Source organism: Sphingomonas sp. PP-CE-3A-406 (assembly GCF_003688625.1).
Lineage (GTDB): Bacteria > Pseudomonadota > Alphaproteobacteria > Sphingomonadales > Sphingomonadaceae > Sphingomonas.
On record NZ_RCWY01000003.1, the window covers coordinates 1,087,181 to 1,102,228 of the forward strand.

At 65.2% G+C, this 15,048-nt stretch carries 16 protein-coding genes; 11 read left to right on the forward strand and 5 right to left on the reverse strand.

Features of this window, described 5'->3' with window-relative positions:
- Positions 1–83: 83 nt before the first annotated feature.
- Complete coding sequence (locus tag C8J44_RS16915) at positions 84–293, reverse strand: NepR family anti-sigma factor (protein WP_056055800.1); 210 nt, start codon at positions 291–293, stop codon at positions 84–86.
- Between the two features lie 228 nt (positions 294–521).
- On the opposite strand from C8J44_RS16915, the gene C8J44_RS16920 reads away from it, so the two are divergent.
- The 3 genes from C8J44_RS16920 to C8J44_RS16930 all read left to right on the forward strand — a co-directional run bounded on the left by C8J44_RS16920 (position 522) and on the right by C8J44_RS16930 (position 2,327).
- On the forward strand, positions 522–1,325 hold the full coding sequence (locus tag C8J44_RS16920) for a response regulator (protein ID WP_056055802.1): 804 nt from the start codon (positions 522–524) through the stop codon (positions 1,323–1,325).
- 114 nt (positions 1,326–1,439) lie between these two features.
- Positions 1,440–1,577, forward strand: coding sequence for a hypothetical protein (locus tag C8J44_RS18540; protein WP_060527535.1), 138 nt, complete (start codon positions 1,440–1,442; stop codon positions 1,575–1,577).
- Between the two features lie 96 nt (positions 1,578–1,673).
- Complete coding sequence (locus tag C8J44_RS16930; protein ID WP_056055804.1) at positions 1,674–2,327, forward strand: sigma-70 family RNA polymerase sigma factor; 654 nt, start codon at positions 1,674–1,676, stop codon at positions 2,325–2,327.
- Positions 2,328–2,350: 23 nt separating this feature from the next.
- Here C8J44_RS16930 and C8J44_RS16935 read toward each other — a convergent pair whose 3' ends face one another.
- Complete coding sequence (locus C8J44_RS16935) at positions 2,351–2,533, reverse strand: hypothetical protein (RefSeq protein WP_121905380.1); 183 nt, start codon at positions 2,531–2,533, stop codon at positions 2,351–2,353.
- A 75-nt stretch (positions 2,534–2,608) separates the two neighbouring features.
- Here C8J44_RS16935 and C8J44_RS16940 point away from each other — a divergent pair, with 75 nt between their 5' ends.
- The 7 genes from C8J44_RS16940 to C8J44_RS16970 all read left to right on the forward strand — a co-directional run bounded on the left by C8J44_RS16940 (position 2,609) and on the right by C8J44_RS16970 (position 9,966).
- The gene (locus C8J44_RS16940; protein ID WP_121905381.1) at positions 2,609–5,323 is read left to right on the forward strand and encodes a bifunctional [glutamine synthetase] adenylyltransferase/[glutamine synthetase]-adenylyl-L-tyrosine phosphorylase; all 2,715 of its coding nucleotides are present in this window, start codon (positions 2,609–2,611) and stop codon (positions 5,321–5,323) included.
- Positions 5,313–5,768 (forward strand): peroxiredoxin, encoded by a 456-nt coding sequence (locus C8J44_RS16945; protein WP_220683124.1) that lies wholly within the window; start codon positions 5,313–5,315, stop codon positions 5,766–5,768. The genes C8J44_RS16940 and C8J44_RS16945 overlap by 11 nt, the downstream gene beginning before the upstream one ends.
- Positions 5,769–6,006: 238 nt before the next feature.
- Positions 6,007–7,206: a M23 family metallopeptidase gene (locus tag C8J44_RS16950; protein ID WP_121905383.1), complete on the forward strand. Its 1,200-nt coding sequence runs from the start codon at positions 6,007–6,009 to the stop codon at positions 7,204–7,206.
- A 372-nt stretch (positions 7,207–7,578) separates the two neighbouring features.
- Positions 7,579–7,917 carry an iron-sulfur cluster insertion protein ErpA gene (erpA, locus tag C8J44_RS16955; RefSeq protein ID WP_056055811.1) on the forward strand — a complete coding sequence of 113 codons (339 nt, stop codon included), beginning with the start codon at positions 7,579–7,581 and terminating at the stop codon, positions 7,915–7,917.
- Positions 7,918–7,924: 7 nt separating this feature from the next.
- Entirely contained in the window at positions 7,925–8,695 is a 771-nt protein-coding gene (gene xth, locus C8J44_RS16960; protein WP_121905384.1) for an exodeoxyribonuclease III, read from the forward strand.
- Between the two features lie 95 nt (positions 8,696–8,790).
- The gene (locus C8J44_RS16965) at positions 8,791–9,558 is read left to right on the forward strand and encodes a transporter (RefSeq protein WP_121905385.1); all 768 of its coding nucleotides are present in this window, start codon (positions 8,791–8,793) and stop codon (positions 9,556–9,558) included.
- A gap of 81 nt (positions 9,559–9,639) precedes the next feature.
- Positions 9,640–9,966, forward strand: a complete 327-nt coding sequence (locus tag C8J44_RS16970; RefSeq protein ID WP_121905386.1) for a hypothetical protein — start codon at positions 9,640–9,642, stop codon at positions 9,964–9,966.
- A gap of 208 nt (positions 9,967–10,174) precedes the next feature.
- Here the strand turns inward: C8J44_RS16970 and C8J44_RS16975 are convergent, their stop codons facing one another.
- The gene (locus C8J44_RS16975) at positions 10,175–11,326 is read right to left on the reverse strand and encodes an N-acetyltransferase (protein ID WP_121905387.1); all 1,152 of its coding nucleotides are present in this window, start codon (positions 11,324–11,326) and stop codon (positions 10,175–10,177) included.
- Between the two features lie 222 nt (positions 11,327–11,548).
- Between C8J44_RS16975 and C8J44_RS16980 the strand changes: the two genes are divergently transcribed.
- A complete protein-coding gene (locus tag C8J44_RS16980) occupies positions 11,549–12,646 on the forward strand; it encodes a fatty acid desaturase (protein ID WP_121905388.1) in 1,098 nt (365 codons plus the stop codon).
- Between the two features lie 61 nt (positions 12,647–12,707).
- On the opposite strand, the gene lptG is transcribed toward C8J44_RS16980, so the two are convergent.
- Both lptG and lptF read right to left on the reverse strand, forming a co-directional pair.
- Complete coding sequence (lptG, locus tag C8J44_RS16985) at positions 12,708–13,805, reverse strand: LPS export ABC transporter permease LptG (RefSeq protein ID WP_121886600.1); 1,098 nt, start codon at positions 13,803–13,805, stop codon at positions 12,708–12,710.
- Positions 13,802–14,995 carry an LPS export ABC transporter permease LptF gene (gene lptF / locus C8J44_RS16990; protein WP_183128819.1) on the reverse strand — a complete coding sequence of 398 codons (1,194 nt, stop codon included), beginning with the start codon at positions 14,993–14,995 and terminating at the stop codon, positions 13,802–13,804. The genes lptG and lptF overlap by 4 nt, the downstream gene beginning before the upstream one ends.
- Between the last annotated feature and the right edge of the window lie 53 nt (positions 14,996–15,048).

The following is a 15,048-nucleotide window of genomic DNA, read 5'->3' on the forward strand; positions in this document are numbered from 1 at the left end:
TGCAAACAGTCGATGTTCGGGGAGTTCTGCGAGCGGCGATCGCTCGTCGGACAAATCGATCGGCGAGGCCATCCGGCCCGCCGTCAGTCTAGCTTGCCGAGAAGATCGAGCAGATCGTCCGGAATCGTCTCATCGACAGTTTTCTGGTAGACCGAGCGCAAGGCCGACCCCATCTGCTGATCCTTGTTGGGGATAGCCTTCGGGATCTTGGCAGACGAAGTCTTCTCCGTGTCGTGGCCCAAACTCAAAACTTCCCCCTGCACGACGCATACCGATGGTGTGGTTGCGAGCATGGCACGATCCCTGACACAGGTCGCCTACTCACAAAAAGCTGTTCGTGAAACCAAATAGCATCTCGATAGTTCCGTGTTCGAGCGAAATTTCCCCGTCTCCGTACAACGTTGTCATATGTTAAGACGATCGGGCGACGGATCCGGGCCATTTTCGACCGACGCCATTGTAATGCTGCGAGCCGCCCGACACATGAGGGGCCGCATAGGATCAGGGAGTATTCGTTACCCATGTCGCTTGGACAGCAACTCGCACCGCACCTTCCCTTTTTGCGGCGCTATGGCCGGGCACTGACCGGTAGCCAGATGCATGGCGACAAGTATGTTCGTGCCACGCTCGAGGCCATCGTCGCAGCCCCCGAGGAGTTTCCTCGCGATGTCGATCCCCGCCTCGGCCTGTACCGGATGTTCCAGGCGATCTGGAATTCCGCGAACTTCGACGAGGTCGCCGACGAGGGTGTCGACGAGGCCAAGGGTCATGAGGCGGTCGCGCGTGCGCGCTTGGCCCGCATGACCCCGTTGTCGCGGCAGGCCTTGTTGCTGACCGCGATGGAGGGTTTCACGCCCGAGGATGCCGCGTATCTGATCGAAGTCGAGCCGAGCGAAGTCGACGATCTCGTCGCCGATGCGCTGTCCGAGATCGAGAACCAGACCCGCGCGAAGGTGCTGATCATCGAGGACGAGCCGATCATCGCGATGGATATCGAGACGATCGTGCGTGATCTCGGCCATGACGTGACCGGTGTCGCGGTTACCCGCGACGAAGCGGTCGCGTTGGCGATGGAAATGCGGCCGGGCCTCGTGCTCGCCGACATCCAGCTTGCCGACGACAGTTCGGGTATCGACGCGGTCAAGGACATCCTGGCCGAGTTCGAGGTTCCGGTGATATTCATCACCGCGTTCCCCGAGCGCCTGCTGACCGGCGAGCGGCCCGAGCCGACTTTCCTGATCACCAAGCCGTTCCAGCGTTCGACGGTGAAGGCGGCGATCAGCCAGGCGCTGTTCTTCGATCAGGCGACCGTCCCGGCAAACTAATTCGGTCACGTTGGGGGCAGTCAAAGCCTTGATTAGGGCGTATTTATAATTCAGTATGGGTTCGTGTTCGTTACGGCTGCGGACCCAAAACTGTTCCCGGGGGTTAAACATATCATGGCTGACCCGAACGATCGTATCCACGTCAAAACCGACGACGCGCGCGCTGGGGCAACGCCTCACATGACGCGGTATATTCTGGCGATTTCCTTGGTGCTGGTGATCGTGATTTTCGGTTTTCTCGTCCTTCGTTAACTTTTGTTGGGTGCGCGTTGTTGGTAATGACCACAGCGCATCCTTATGCTTGTCACGTGTCGACGGCATCGCTCCATCGGGATTGATCGGATTACCATGACCCAGCCTGCTCCACGCACCGATGTCGACGACGATATCGACGAAGTCGTCGTGCCGGTCGAGCATGTCTCGTTGTCGGATGCCGAGTTCAAGGTTCAGCTGGCGCAGGTGATCCCGCACCTGCGCGCGTTCGGTCGTTCACTGTCGGGTAGCCGCGATCTGGCCGACGATCTGGTGCAGGAAACGCTGCTGAAGGCATGGGCGGCGCGTCTGCGGTTCCAGGCCGGCACGAACATGCGTGCGTGGACGTTCATCATCCTGCGCAACCTGTATCTGTCGCAGATGCGCCGGGCGCGCTTCAAGGGCGAGTGGGATGATCTGGTCGCGGATCGCATCCTGGCAGCACCCGCGAGTCAGGATCGCCACGTCGAGCTAGGCGACATGCAGCGGGCGCTGATGCACCTTCCGCAGCCTCAGCGCGAGGCGCTGATCCTGGTTGGCGCAGGCGGGTTCGCCTATGAGGAAGCCGCCGAAATCTGCGGCGTCGCGGTCGGAACCATCAAGAGCCGCGTCGCGCGCGGTCGCGTAGCGTTGGAGACGATCCTCAACGACGGATCGCTGCCGTCACGTCGCGATCACGAGACCGATACGACCAAGACCGCGCTGGATTCGATTATGGGTGACGTCGAGGAACTCAGCCGCGGTCGGTGATCGCGGCTGATCGACAGGTGTCGTTAGTGCAGGCGACTGGGAATGGCGTCCAGTCTGTGCAGCAACTCCGCGAAGTCTGACGGCGTCCCGTTCGGTTCGTCGAATGCGCCGCGCAACGCATAACCGATCACGTCGGTGACTCGCGGGCGATACACGGTCTGTCGACCGTCCTCTTCGCGCTTGATCGTGAGAAATGCATAAGACATAGACTGATAACGGCCAAAAGTGCTTTTTGTTGCTTTGTAGTTACAGGCTGTCGCCGCGGTCTGTATCATTCCGACATGGCCGAAACATTCTCCGACCCTACGCGCACTGAGCGTCCCGCTCCCGCTGATCGTATCGTCGACGCGACGAGCCGTGCCCGACACTGGTCGCCGTTCCTGTCGATGGTACTCGACCGCGAGCCCGTGCTGGCGACGGCGCTTGGTGAAGGGCGGCTCGATTTGTCGCTCTCCAGCGCCGAACCTGACATGCCGACCGCCAAGCGATTGCGGCTCGAACGGCGCGCGATGGCCTTGTCGGTCGCGGTTGGCGATCTGTCAGGAGTGTTCGATCTGACCGCGGTGACGGGCGCGCTTACCAAGTTCGCGGACCATGCACTCGATACCGCGATCCGTGCGGCGATCGAGGAGCGCACCCCCGGCGCCGAGGTCCGCGGCTTCACCGCGATCGCGCTGGGCAAGCAGGGGAGCGGCGAACTCAACTACTCGTCGGATATAGATCCGATCCTGCTGTTCGATCCTGCCACGCTGCCGTGTCGTCCGCGCGAGGAGCCCGACGAGGCAGCGGTGCGGATCGGCAAACGCGTCGTCGAACTGCTGCAGGCGCGCGACGGCGACGGGTATGTCCTGCGGGTCGATCTGCGGCTGCGACCATCGCCCGAGATCACGCCGATCGTCCTGCCGGTGGAAGCGGCGATCGGCTATTACGAGGCGCAGGCGCTGCCCTGGGAGCGGGCCGCGTTCATTCGCGCGCGCGCCGCGGCGGGGGATATCGCGCTCGGCTCGAAGTTCCTGGAGACGATCCGCCCGTTCATCTGGCGGCGCGCGCGCGATTTCGGCGCGATTCGCGAAATCCGCGGCATGTCGCGGCGGATCCGCGATCATCATTCGCAGGGGCAGGCGTTCGGCCCGGGCTATGACCTCAAGCGTGGGCGCGGCGGAATCCGCGAAGCCGAGTTTTTCGCGCAGATCCACCAGTTGATCCACGGCGGTCGCGATCCGGCGTTGCGGGCGCCCGCGACTCGCGACGCCTTGGCGCGCCTTGCCGAGGCAGGCTGGATCGCGGGTGACGAAGCGACCGCGCTGATCGACGGCTACACGCTGCTCCGCACGATCGAGCACCGCGTGCAGATGATCGACGACCGCCAGACGCACACGTTGCCGACCGGCGATGCGCTCGACCGGGTGGCCAAGCTCCACGGCATGCAGGATGCCGAGGCGCTGCTGGCGCTGCTCCGACCCCGCGTGACCGAAACCGGGCGAATCTACGACGCGCTCGACGATACCGTACGACCCGCATTCTCGCACGACCCGGTCACGCTCGATGCGGATCTGACGCTGGCGGGGTACGCCGACCCGGAGGCTGCGCGGCGCCGGATCGAGGCGTGGCGTGGTGGTGCCTATCCCGCGCTGCGCAGTCCTGCTGCCCGCGAGGCGTTGGAGGCGGTGCTGCCGACGCTGGTGCCGGCGCTGGCGACCGCGCCCGAGCCGCAGTCCGCGCTGCTCAGGCTCGACGCGCTGCTCGAACGGTTGCCGAGCGCGATCAACATCTTCCGCCTGCTTGAGGCGCGACCGGGGCTGGCGACCTTGCTCGCGGCGATCCTCAGCCATGCGCCGACGCTGGCGGACGATCTCGGGAGACGCCCCGGCCTCCTCGACGGACTGATCGATGCGACCGCGTTCGACGCGGTCGGCGACGTCGCGGCGCTGGAGGCGATGATGCGCGCCGGCGATGCGGGCGCGGACTATCAGGCGCGGCTCGATCATGTCCGACGGGTGGTCGGCGAGATGCGGTTTGCACTTGGCGCGCAGATCATCGCCGGAACGTCCGATCCGCTCGCCGTTGCCGCGGGCTATGCGCGGGTCGCGGAAGCGGCGATCGGCGTGCTCACGCAGGCGACGATCGACGAATTCGCCAAGGTTCATGGCCGCGTCCCCGACAGCGAACTGGTGGTCCTGGCGCTGGGTCGGATGGGCGGGGCGATGCTGACCCACGCCTCCGATCTCGACCTGATCTATCTGTTCACCGGCGACTTCTCGGCCGAGTCGGATGGCGCAAAGCCGCTGGGGGCGACGCTCTACTACAATCGGCTGGCGCAACGGGTGACCGGGGCATTGTCCGTCGCGACGGCGGCGGGGCCACTATACCAGATCGACACGCGGCTGCGGCCGTCGGGCGGGCAGGGGCCGCTGGTCGTCACGCTCGACAGCTTTGCCCGCTACCAGCGCGAGGACGCGTGGACCTGGGAGCATATGGCGCTGACCCGCGCCCGGCCGGTGTTCGGATCGGCAACCGCGCGAAAGGCGGTGGCGACGATCGTGCGCGATGTCCTCGCTGGCGACCGGCCGCAGCGCGACGTAGTGGCCGATGCACGGTCGATGCGCTCCGAGATGGCCGCGCATAAGCCAGCCAAAGGCCCGCTCGACGCCAAACTGTTGCCGGGCGGACTGGTCGATCTCGAATTCGCGGTACACGTCGTCCAGCTCGTCCACCATACCGGGTTCGACCCCAACCTCGGCGGAGCGATCGACCGGCTGATCGAGGCGAAACTGATGCCCGCGACGATGCGCGCGGCGCACGATGTCCTGACCCGGCTGCTGGTGACGCTGCGGCTGGTCGCGCCCGATGCCGCCGCGCCGGGGGCCGCGACCGAAGCGCTGATCGCGCGCGCGATCGGCGTGGCGGACTGGCCCGCGGCGATTGCCAAGCTCGACTCGACGCGGCAGGAGGTCCGCGAATTCTGGATGCAGCTCACGGGAGACCATGATGGATGACGGTTCGCCAATCCCCGACGTGACGGTGACGATCGACGACACGGCGGTGTCGCTGGCCAGCCTCGGCGCGCCGCTCGTGGTCTATTTCTATCCGAAGGACGACACTACGGGCTGCACCACCGAGGCGAAGGACTTCTCCGCGCTCGCGGATGCGTTCGCGGCTGCCGGCGTCAGTGTCGTTGGCATCTCGAAGGATACGGCCGCCTCGCATGCGAAGTTCACCGCGAAACACGCGCTCACCGTGCGTCTCGCCAGTGATGTCGACGGCGTGGCCTGCGAGGCGTTCGGCGTGTGGGTCGAGAAGGCGATGTACGGCAAAAAGTACATGGGGATCGAGCGCGCGACGTTCCTGTTCGGCGCCGACGGCACGCTGGCCAAGGCGTGGCACAAGGTTCGCGTACCGGGTCATGCGGAGGCCGTCCTGGCGGCCGCCCGCGCGCTCTAAAAAGACCGCGATAACCCGCGAAGATCCGCGCGTTTTTCCGGTCGTGACGTCACTGTTCCATCGACTCGCCGTACCGACGCGGCGCTCCGCCGCGCGGTGGGCCGCGCGCTATTGCTGAAATCCATTGTATCCGGCCTAAACCGAACTGTCTGACGCGCGGAGGGGCTGCGAATCAGGACCGCGTTTCGGAGCCGTCCGCTTGGGGGCGAACGGCCCTGTATTATTTTGTCGGGGACCAATGGTCGAAATTTCCGCTGCCGCTCTCGGAACGCGCCTCAAGGCGCTGTTCGCACCGCGCGATGTTCTCTTTCACAATGGTACGACGCTGCGGCGCATCCGCTTCGGCGGCAAGCGCCAGGCTGCGATTGCCGCGATCGGTGCGGTCACGCTCGGCTTTTCCGGCTATGGCGCGGCGCAGGCTGCCCATGACGCCGCTGCGGCAACCGGCGTGGTCGTTCCGCCGACCGCCGATATCAAGCTCGCCCAGATGCAGCATCAGATCGGGCAGATGCGCCAGCGCGTCGCGACGATCCGCGAAACCGCCGAGGCGCATGCCAAGCGTATCGAACAGCGTCAGGCGCTGATCACCGCCGCGCTGACCGGCAGCGGCGATGCCAAGGCGCTGTCGCTCGCGACGCCGTCGATCGATCCCGCTGCCGACAAGCTCGCCGCCGAAATCGTCAAGCCGCTGGTCAAGATCGAGGGACGCCAGGTCAAGCTGGCCAGCGTCGCGCAGGACCTGCTCGACCAGCGCTACGCCGAGACGACCGCGACCGTGCGCAAGCTCGGGCTGCGTCCCGAACGGATCGCCAAGCGGTCGCGTGGAGCCAGATCGGCAACGGCGATGGGCGGTCCGATGATTGCCGCCAACAGCGAGGAAGCCTCGTCCGATCTTCGTGCCGATGCGCAGTTCCGCACGCTGTTCCAGACCTGGAAGAAGCTCGATACGTTGCAGCAGGGCGCGATTGCGATCCCGTCGGTCCAGCCCGTGCATGCGCTGTCGTTCACCAGCAATTTCGGCATCCGCTCCGACCCGTTCCGCGGCACCGCGGCGATGCACGCCGGCGTCGACATCCCCGGTCCGATCGGTACGCCGATCTACGCGACCGCCGACGGCATCATCGCGCACGCGGGTCGCCAGGGCGGCTACGGCAACATGGTCGAGATCAACCACGGCAAGGGCATCGCGACGCGCTACGGCCATCTCTCGAAAATCCTCGTCGCGGACAATGCGCGCGTGACCCGCGGCCAGCTCATCGCGCTGATGGGTTCGACCGGCCGTTCGACCGGCTCGCATCTCCATTACGAAGTGCGGATCGATGGTCACGCAGTGAACCCGGTACCGTTCCTAACGACCGCCGATTACCTGCTCGCGGCGCAGGATCGTTCGGTGAATGCCATCCCGGTGTCGACCACCGGCCCCGCCGCACAGGACTGATCCGACTTCTGCTGCTGCCTCCCTTTCGGGGCGCGAAAAGAATCGTGGCAAAACGCGCAGCACGGATCTGACCTCTTTTTGCTCCCCTCCCTGAAAGGGAGGGGTTGGGGGTGGGTCGGTTTCCGCAAGCCGTGATCGTGGTGGCCGAAGCGGGCCTACCCACCCCCGACCACTCCCTTTCAGGGAGGGGGAAGCCGCCGATGAAAACACACACGGCAGTTTTGGCCACACCCCCGTCATCCCGGCGAAAGCCGGGACCTCGATCCGCGTGGACGGACTCACCGCATGAGATCCCAGCGTTCGCCGGGATGATGATAAGGCGCCCTACGCCCCGAGGTTGCCGCGGGTAGCGCGACCGCCTATCTCTCAGCCATGGCAACGCTGGCACCCGACATCATCCTCACCCCCTCCGCAGCGGCGCGCGTCGCGGCGATCGCCGTCAAGCAGGGGAAGCCGGCGATCCTGCGTCTGTCGGTCGATGGCGGTGGCTGTTCGGGGTTCCAGTATAAGTTCGGGTTCGCCGATTCGGTCGAGTCCGACGACGTGATCGCCGAGCATGACGGCGTCCGCCTCGTTGTAGACAGCGTCAGCATCGATCTCGTTCGCGGATGCGCGGTCGATTACGTCGAATCGCTCGCCGGCGCCGCGTTCAAGGTCGAGAATCCCAATGCCGCGTCGGGTTGCGGTTGCGGCTCCAGCTTCTCAGTCTGACACTGCCATGAAAATAGTCACGTACAACGTCAACGGCATCAAGGCGCGGTTGCCGCGGCTGATCGAGTATCTCGTCGAAGAACAACCCGACATCGTCTGCCTCCAGGAGCTGAAGTCGAGCGACGACACCTTCCCGATCGCGGATATCGAGGCGGTCGGGTACGGCGCGGTCTGGCATGGGCAGAAGGCGTGGAACGGTGTCGCGATCCTCGCCAAGGGGCGCGTACCCGAGGTGCGGCAACGCGGCCTCGACGGTGAACCCGAGGACGAGCATAGCCGCTACATCGAGGCCGATGTCGACGGCCTGATCGTCGCCGCGCTCTATCTGCCGAACGGCAACCCGCAGCCCGGGCCCAAATTTGACTATAAACTGCGCTGGATGGACCGCTTGGCTGCGCGTGCGCGCGTCCTGCTGGCCGAAGAGAAACCGGCAATCCTCGCTGGCGACTACAACGTGATCGCCAACGACGACGACACCTACTCGGTGCGCGCGATGCAGGACGATGCGCTGATGCAGCCCGAAAGCCGCGAGCATTACCGCGCGCTCGTCGCACAAGGCTGGACCGACGCGCTGCGCACGCAATTCCCCAAGGGCGGCGTCTGGACGTTCTGGGACTATCAGGCGGGGGCGTGGCAGCGCGACGCCGGGTTCAGGATCGATCATCTGCTGCTGAGTCCGCAGGCGGCGGACCGGATGATCGATGCAGGCGTGGACAAGGCGTATCGCGGTCGGGAAAAGGCCAGCGATCATGCACCAACCTGGGTTCGGTTGCGCTAGCAATCCCCATCGCCGACGCGCATGACGCTCCGAACAGGGGAGCGTTTGCGTTGGGAAAGTTTGGGATAAGGGCCGTTTGCTGGACGGTGGCAGCGATGGTCGGCGCGGCACCGGCATTCGCGCAGGATGATCCGACATTCTGCCCGAACCGGCCCAGTCTGGGATCGTCCGCCTGCATAACCGCACCGGGGCACGTCCAGCTCGAACTGTCCGCGCTCGACTGGCAGCGCGACGACAATTCCGACGAGCGCGAGGACACCATCCTCGCGGGCGATTTCGAGGCGCGGTTCGGCGTTGCCAAGGCTACCGAGCTTCAGCTGTCGTGGACACCGGTCGGCCGCGTGCGGACGCGCGACAAGGCAACCGGCATGATCGACACCACGACGGGAACCGGCGACGTCCGTCTCGGGCTACGGCAGAATTTCCGGAATCCCGACGGCAAGGGACTGTCGTTCGGCGCCGAACCGTTCGTGACGCTGCCGGTCGGTCGCGATCCCGTCGGCGCGGGCGACTGGGGGGCGGGTATCGTCCTGCCGGTCACGTACGAGGTGAGCGAAAAGATCCAGTTGTCCTTCACGGGCGAGGGCGATGCGGCGGTCGACGACGACGGCGACGGGCGGCATCTGGCGTATAGCGGCATCGTCGGCGTCGGTTATTCGCTGACCGAGACGGTAACTGCGACCGCCGAACTGTTCGTGCTGAGAGACGATGATCCGACCGGGCACCATACGGAGACGGCGACCGCCGGATCGGTTGCGTGGCAACCGCGCAAGAATTTGCAGCTTCACATGCTCGCGGTGGCTGGGTTGAACCATGATACGCCGGATGTGCGGGTCGTAAGCGGCGGCGCGGTGTTGTTCTGAGCCGGCCTCGATTTCGCGCGGCGACATGGATTGCCCGGTCACGCTTGACTTGATCTGCGTCAGGCCGTTCCTTCGGTTTCGATGCTCGCGAGCCTGATCTTCCTGCTCCAGTCGGTGGCCGGGCCACCGGTGCCGCGCGAGTTGCGCAAACCAACGCCGCGCGTCGCGATGCCGTGCCCCGTCACCCAGCCGGGCGAGGAGATCGTCGTCTGCGCGCGTCCGACCGATCAGCGGATCGCTCCACTACCCGCACCGACCCAGCCGGCGCGCAGTGATCCGCTCTCGTTCCGGCTACCCGGTGGCGGCCGGGGTAACGTGCATATGATCCGAACCGAATTGCCGGGTGCGAGCGGGCAAGGCGCGGCGGTCACGCTGAAGATCCCGTTCGGCAAAGGCAAGCGCGACTAAGCGCGATCGCGGCGGGTCGACGGTCGAGCTGTCCACAACGCTTTCCCCCTCCCTGGAAGGGAGGGGTAGAAGTGGTTGGCTTCCGGATTACCGGACGTCGGCGGCACAACCGACCGACCCACCCCCAGCCCCTCCCTTCCAGGGAGGGGAGAGATTGCCAGCGCCATTTCGGGAGGCGAAGATAGCCGGCTCCGCCTCGCAAGCGCGACTAGAGCGTCTTCTCGTACACCTGGTACACCTTGTTGACGCGGCTCTCGATTGTTTCGGCGATCGAGCGCATTCCCTGGTTCTCGTCGAGGATCCAGCCGATCTCGCCACGTACCGCACCGTAATGCTCGACCGAGGCGCGGCGGATGTATTCGATCATCATGAAGGCGAGCTGGCTCGCAAGCCGCGACGCCTGGAGTTCCTTGACCACGCCCATCAGCGGCACACGTACCGTTTTCGCCTTGGGTTTGCGCAACCACAGCAGCAGTTTCGCCCAGCCGAAGGGGAGCAGGCTGCCGTTGAGCGGCTTGATCGCTTCGTTCAGGTCGGGGAGCGTGATCATGAACGCGGCGGGCTTGCCGTCGACCTCGGCGATCCGGATCAGGTCGTTGTAGACGATCGGCTTCAGCTTGACGCCCACGTCCTTGACCTCGGGCGGGGTGAGCGGGACGAAGCCCCAATTGTCCTTCCACGCGTCGTTGAGGATCGCCAGGATGATCGCCGCCTCTTCCGCGAACTTGGTCTTGTCGACCTTGCGGATGACGATCCGGGGATTCTTCTCGCCCGACTTGATGATGCGCTGGACGATCGGCGGGAACTGCTTCGTGATATCGACTTCATAGGTCAGCAGCTGCTTGATCGGGCGATACTGCGCCCATTCGATCCAGCCGCGATATTCGGGCTTGGCATGTCCCATCATGATCGTCGGCGAATGATCGTAACCGTCGATCAGCAGGCCGGGCTCCTCCCAGATCGACATGCTGATCGGTCCGACCGCGCGCGTCATGCCTTGGTCACGGAGCCATTGCTCGGCACGCTCGAGCAGCGCCTGGAAGACGTCCTGCCGCTCGGCTTCCATCAGGCCCCACTGGCCGACACCGGGCCCGAAGCCCTGCTCGGGCGGCATCGTCAACGCGAGCGTGTCGATATGCGCCGAGATGCGGCCGACCACGCGACCGTCCTCCTCGGCGAGGAACAACTGCGCCTTGGCATGGCTGAACCAGCCGTTCTTCTCGGGCGTGATCAGCCCGAGCGCCTCGGACTTCAGCGGCGGCACCCAGTTGGGATCATCGGCATAGAGGCGGAACGGCAGATCGATGAAGATCTTGCGATCCTTCTTGGTCTCGACCGGTCGAATGGTAAGCTTGGCCATGTGTCGTTCCTGTGTGCCTGTCGCGCGTGTCTAACCAGCCGCGTCGACAAAGGCGAGCGACTCGCACGACGTCCGGGGCGTGTCCGAGAACGTTCCGAACGGGTCCGGGATCGGCCATCGCCGCATGCGGTCACGGTGATCGCCTTTCCCGCGGAACTGGTGCATTCCCGGTGACTGTAAATGCCACGCTGCGGCCACTATGTTCGGACAATGGATACGCCCATGGACACTTCGCTCAGCCTGCCTCGTGGCACGGCCGCTCAAGCCTCGCCGGTTGCGGCGGTCAGCACCGTACGGATCGCCGACGACAAGGCGATGCTGCGCGCGGCCGCCGACCTCACCCGCGACCTCGTGAAGCCGCGGCCCGCGGTGTATTGGGCCGATCTGATCGGCTCGGTCGTCATCGGCTATGGTGCGCTGGTGGTGGCGGCGACATCGGGATCGACCGCGGTCGCGATCGTCGCCGGGATCGTGGCGATGCTCGGCTTGTACCGGGGTCTGAGCTTCATCCACGAAGTCAGCCACATGAAGCACGCCGCGGTGCCGAACTTCCGGCTCGGCTGGAACATTCTGGTCGGCGTGCCGCTGCTCACCCCGTCGTTCATGTACGAAGGCGTCCACAACCTGCACCACGCCAAGACGCGGTATGGGACGGTGGAGGATCCTGAATATCTCCCGCTCGCGCTGATGAAACCGTGGACGCTGCCGCTGTTCATCGTCGTGTCGGCGCTGGCTCCGATCGCGCTGCTGTTCCGCTATGCGGTGCTGTCGCCGCTGTCGCTGCTGTCGCCCAAGCTGCGGACGACGGTGGTGGAGCGGTACTCGGCACTCGCGATCAACCCGCAGTTTCGGCGTCGCAGCCCCGAGGGTGACGCGAAGGCGTATTGGAACCGGCTCGAGGTCGGTGCAAGCGTCTGGGCGCTGACCTTGATCGGGCTCACCGTCAGCGGCGTGCTGCCATTACGCGCGTTCCTGACCTTCCTCGGCGTGGCATCGGCGGCGGCGGTGATCAATCAGGTCCGGACGCTGGTCGCGCATCTGTGGGAGAACGACGGCGAAGTGATGACGGTCACCGCGCAGTATCTCGATACCGTCAACGTGCCGCCGCCCGCGTTGCTGCCGGCTCTGTGGGCGCCGGTGGGGCTGCGCTACCATGCGCTGCACCATCTGCTGCCGGGCCTGCCGTATCACGCGCTGGGCGAGGCGCATCGGCGGATTTCGGCGGAACTCGATGCGATGTCGCCGTATCACAAGGCGAGCTATCCGGGACTGCCCGGTCTGGTGAGCAAGATCGCGCGGAGCACGATGACCCGCCGCTGACGCTCTATCGTCGGATGACTGAGAAGGAGAGGGATCGCGGCATCATGCCGCGGTCCCTTTTTTATTCCTCGGAGCGGATGAGGACGGCCTCGCCGATCAGGAAGAACAGCAAGAACGGCGCCCAGGCGGCCAGGAACGGCGGGTAGACGCCGAGATTGCCCATCGCGAGCGCGAAGTTGTCGGCGACGAAGAACGCGAAACCGAGGCCCATGCCGATCACCGCGCGGACGAACAGCTTGCCCGACCGGGCGATCCCGAATGCCGCGACCGCACCGAGCAGCGGCATCAGGACGGCGGACAACGGTCCCGAAAGCTTGTGCCAGAGCGAGCCTTCGAGCCCCTTGGTCGGCCGTCCGGCGTCGGACAGATCGCCGATCGCGGACTTCAGCGCGCCGAACGACAACCCGTCCGCATCGACCGAGGCCAGCGTGAACTGATCGGGACGCACGTCCTTGGCGACCACGACCGAACCGAGGTTGGTCACGGTGCCGTGCGCCACCTCGAACCGCGTCGCCGGCCCTACCAGCCAGCCATTCGCGACGCGCCGGCCATGATCCGCCCGCAAGATCGCGACCAGATTGCCGCCGGTGCGATCGTACAGCGTAATCCCGCCAAGCCGCGTCGCAGTCCCGCGCCCGCGAATCTGCGCCACTTCGATCAGGTCGTCGCCATCGCGCACCCAGACGTTCGCCCGGTCGCCGCGATCGATCGGCAGCTTGCCGTAATTGACCTTCTGCCACTGGTTGAGCGTCGCGGTCGCGCGCGCGACGACGTGGTCGCTGAACACGAAGCTGATCACCGCCACGCCGAGGCTGGCGACGAGAAGCGGCGCGAGCACCTGGTGCGCGGACAGGCCGGACCCCTTCAGCGCGACGATCTCGCTGTTCTGGTTCATCGTGATCAGCGTCAGGATCGTCCCGAGCAGCACCGAGAACGGCAGGAACCGCGCGATGATCTGCGGAATGCGCAGCGAGACATAGTGCCAGATCTGCGCATCGCCGTTGCCGGGGAAGGCGAGGATGTCGCCGGACTCGCTCAGCAGGTCGAGCGCCTGCAACACGAGCACCAGCGCGGCGAGGACGGCGAACGTCCGGAGCAGGAACATCCGCCCCATGTAGATCGCGACGGTTCGCGAAGGGAAGAAGCTGGCGAGTTTCATGCGACGCTGGCCTTGCGGCGTCCGGGCATACGCTTGGCGATGGCCTTGAAGGACTTGGAGAAGACGCGTTCGAGCGCGCCGATCGGCTGACCGCCGGGAACGTAGGCGATCGTGTAATACATCCACAGGACGAGGCCGGCGAAGATCGTGAACGGCACCCACAGCGCGACGATCGGGTCGATTCGCCCGAGTTCGCCGACGTCGGCGGCGTACTGATTCACCTTGTGATAGGTGACGATCATCACGATCGAGAGGAAGACGCCGAGCGCCGATGTCGATCGCTTCGGCGGCACGCCAAGCGCCAACGCGAGCAGCGGCAGCAGGAACATCGAGGCGACCTCCGCCAACCTGAAATGGAATTCCGAGCGGCTGCCTTCACGTTGTTCGAGCGTGGCGCCGCGTTGGCCCTGCCGCGCGAGTTCGGGCAGCGTATATTCCAGATTGCGACCACCCCGCACGCGGAAGCTCTCGAATTTGGGCAGGTTGATCGGCAGGTCATGGCTGCTGAAGGTCAGCACGCGGGGCGTCTTGAATTCGGGCCGATTGTGGATCAGCGTGCCGTTCGCCAGCCGGAAGATGATCACGTTGGGATCGTCGGTCGCGAGGAACTTGCCGCGCTCGGCGGTCACCCCCAGCCAGTCGCCATTCTGGCTCTGGGCGTGGACGAAAATGCCCGACAGCTCGCGGCCCTTGTCCTTGCTCTCCTCGATCCGCAGCGTCATGCGGTCGCCCAATTGGGTGAACTCACCGACCTTGATCGACGCGCCGAGCGCGCCGGTCCGCAGTTCGAACCGCAGACCCTCGTAATAATAGCGGGCGATCGGCTGGACATAGCCGACGATCGCCAGGTTCAGCAGCGCCAGCGCCATGGTGTACATGTAGGGCACGCGCAGCAGCCGATTGTAGCTCATGCCGACGCCGCGCAGGACGTCGAGCTCCGATGAGGTCGCCAACCGGCGGAACGCGAGCAGGATGCCGAGCATCAGCCCGATCGGAATCCCCAGCCCGAGATATTCCGGCAACAGGTTCGCGAGCATCCGCCAGACGACGCTGATCGGCCCGCCCTGCGTCGCGACGAAATTGAACAGTCCCAACATGCGATCGAGCACGAACAGCATGACGGCGATCAGCAGCGTCGACAAAAGCGGCACCGCGATCAGCCGGGCCATGTAGCGGTCGATGGATTTCATGCGGAATTGGGGCTCGGGCTGCTGGGCTGGCGATGGTCAGGCGGGGTATAGGC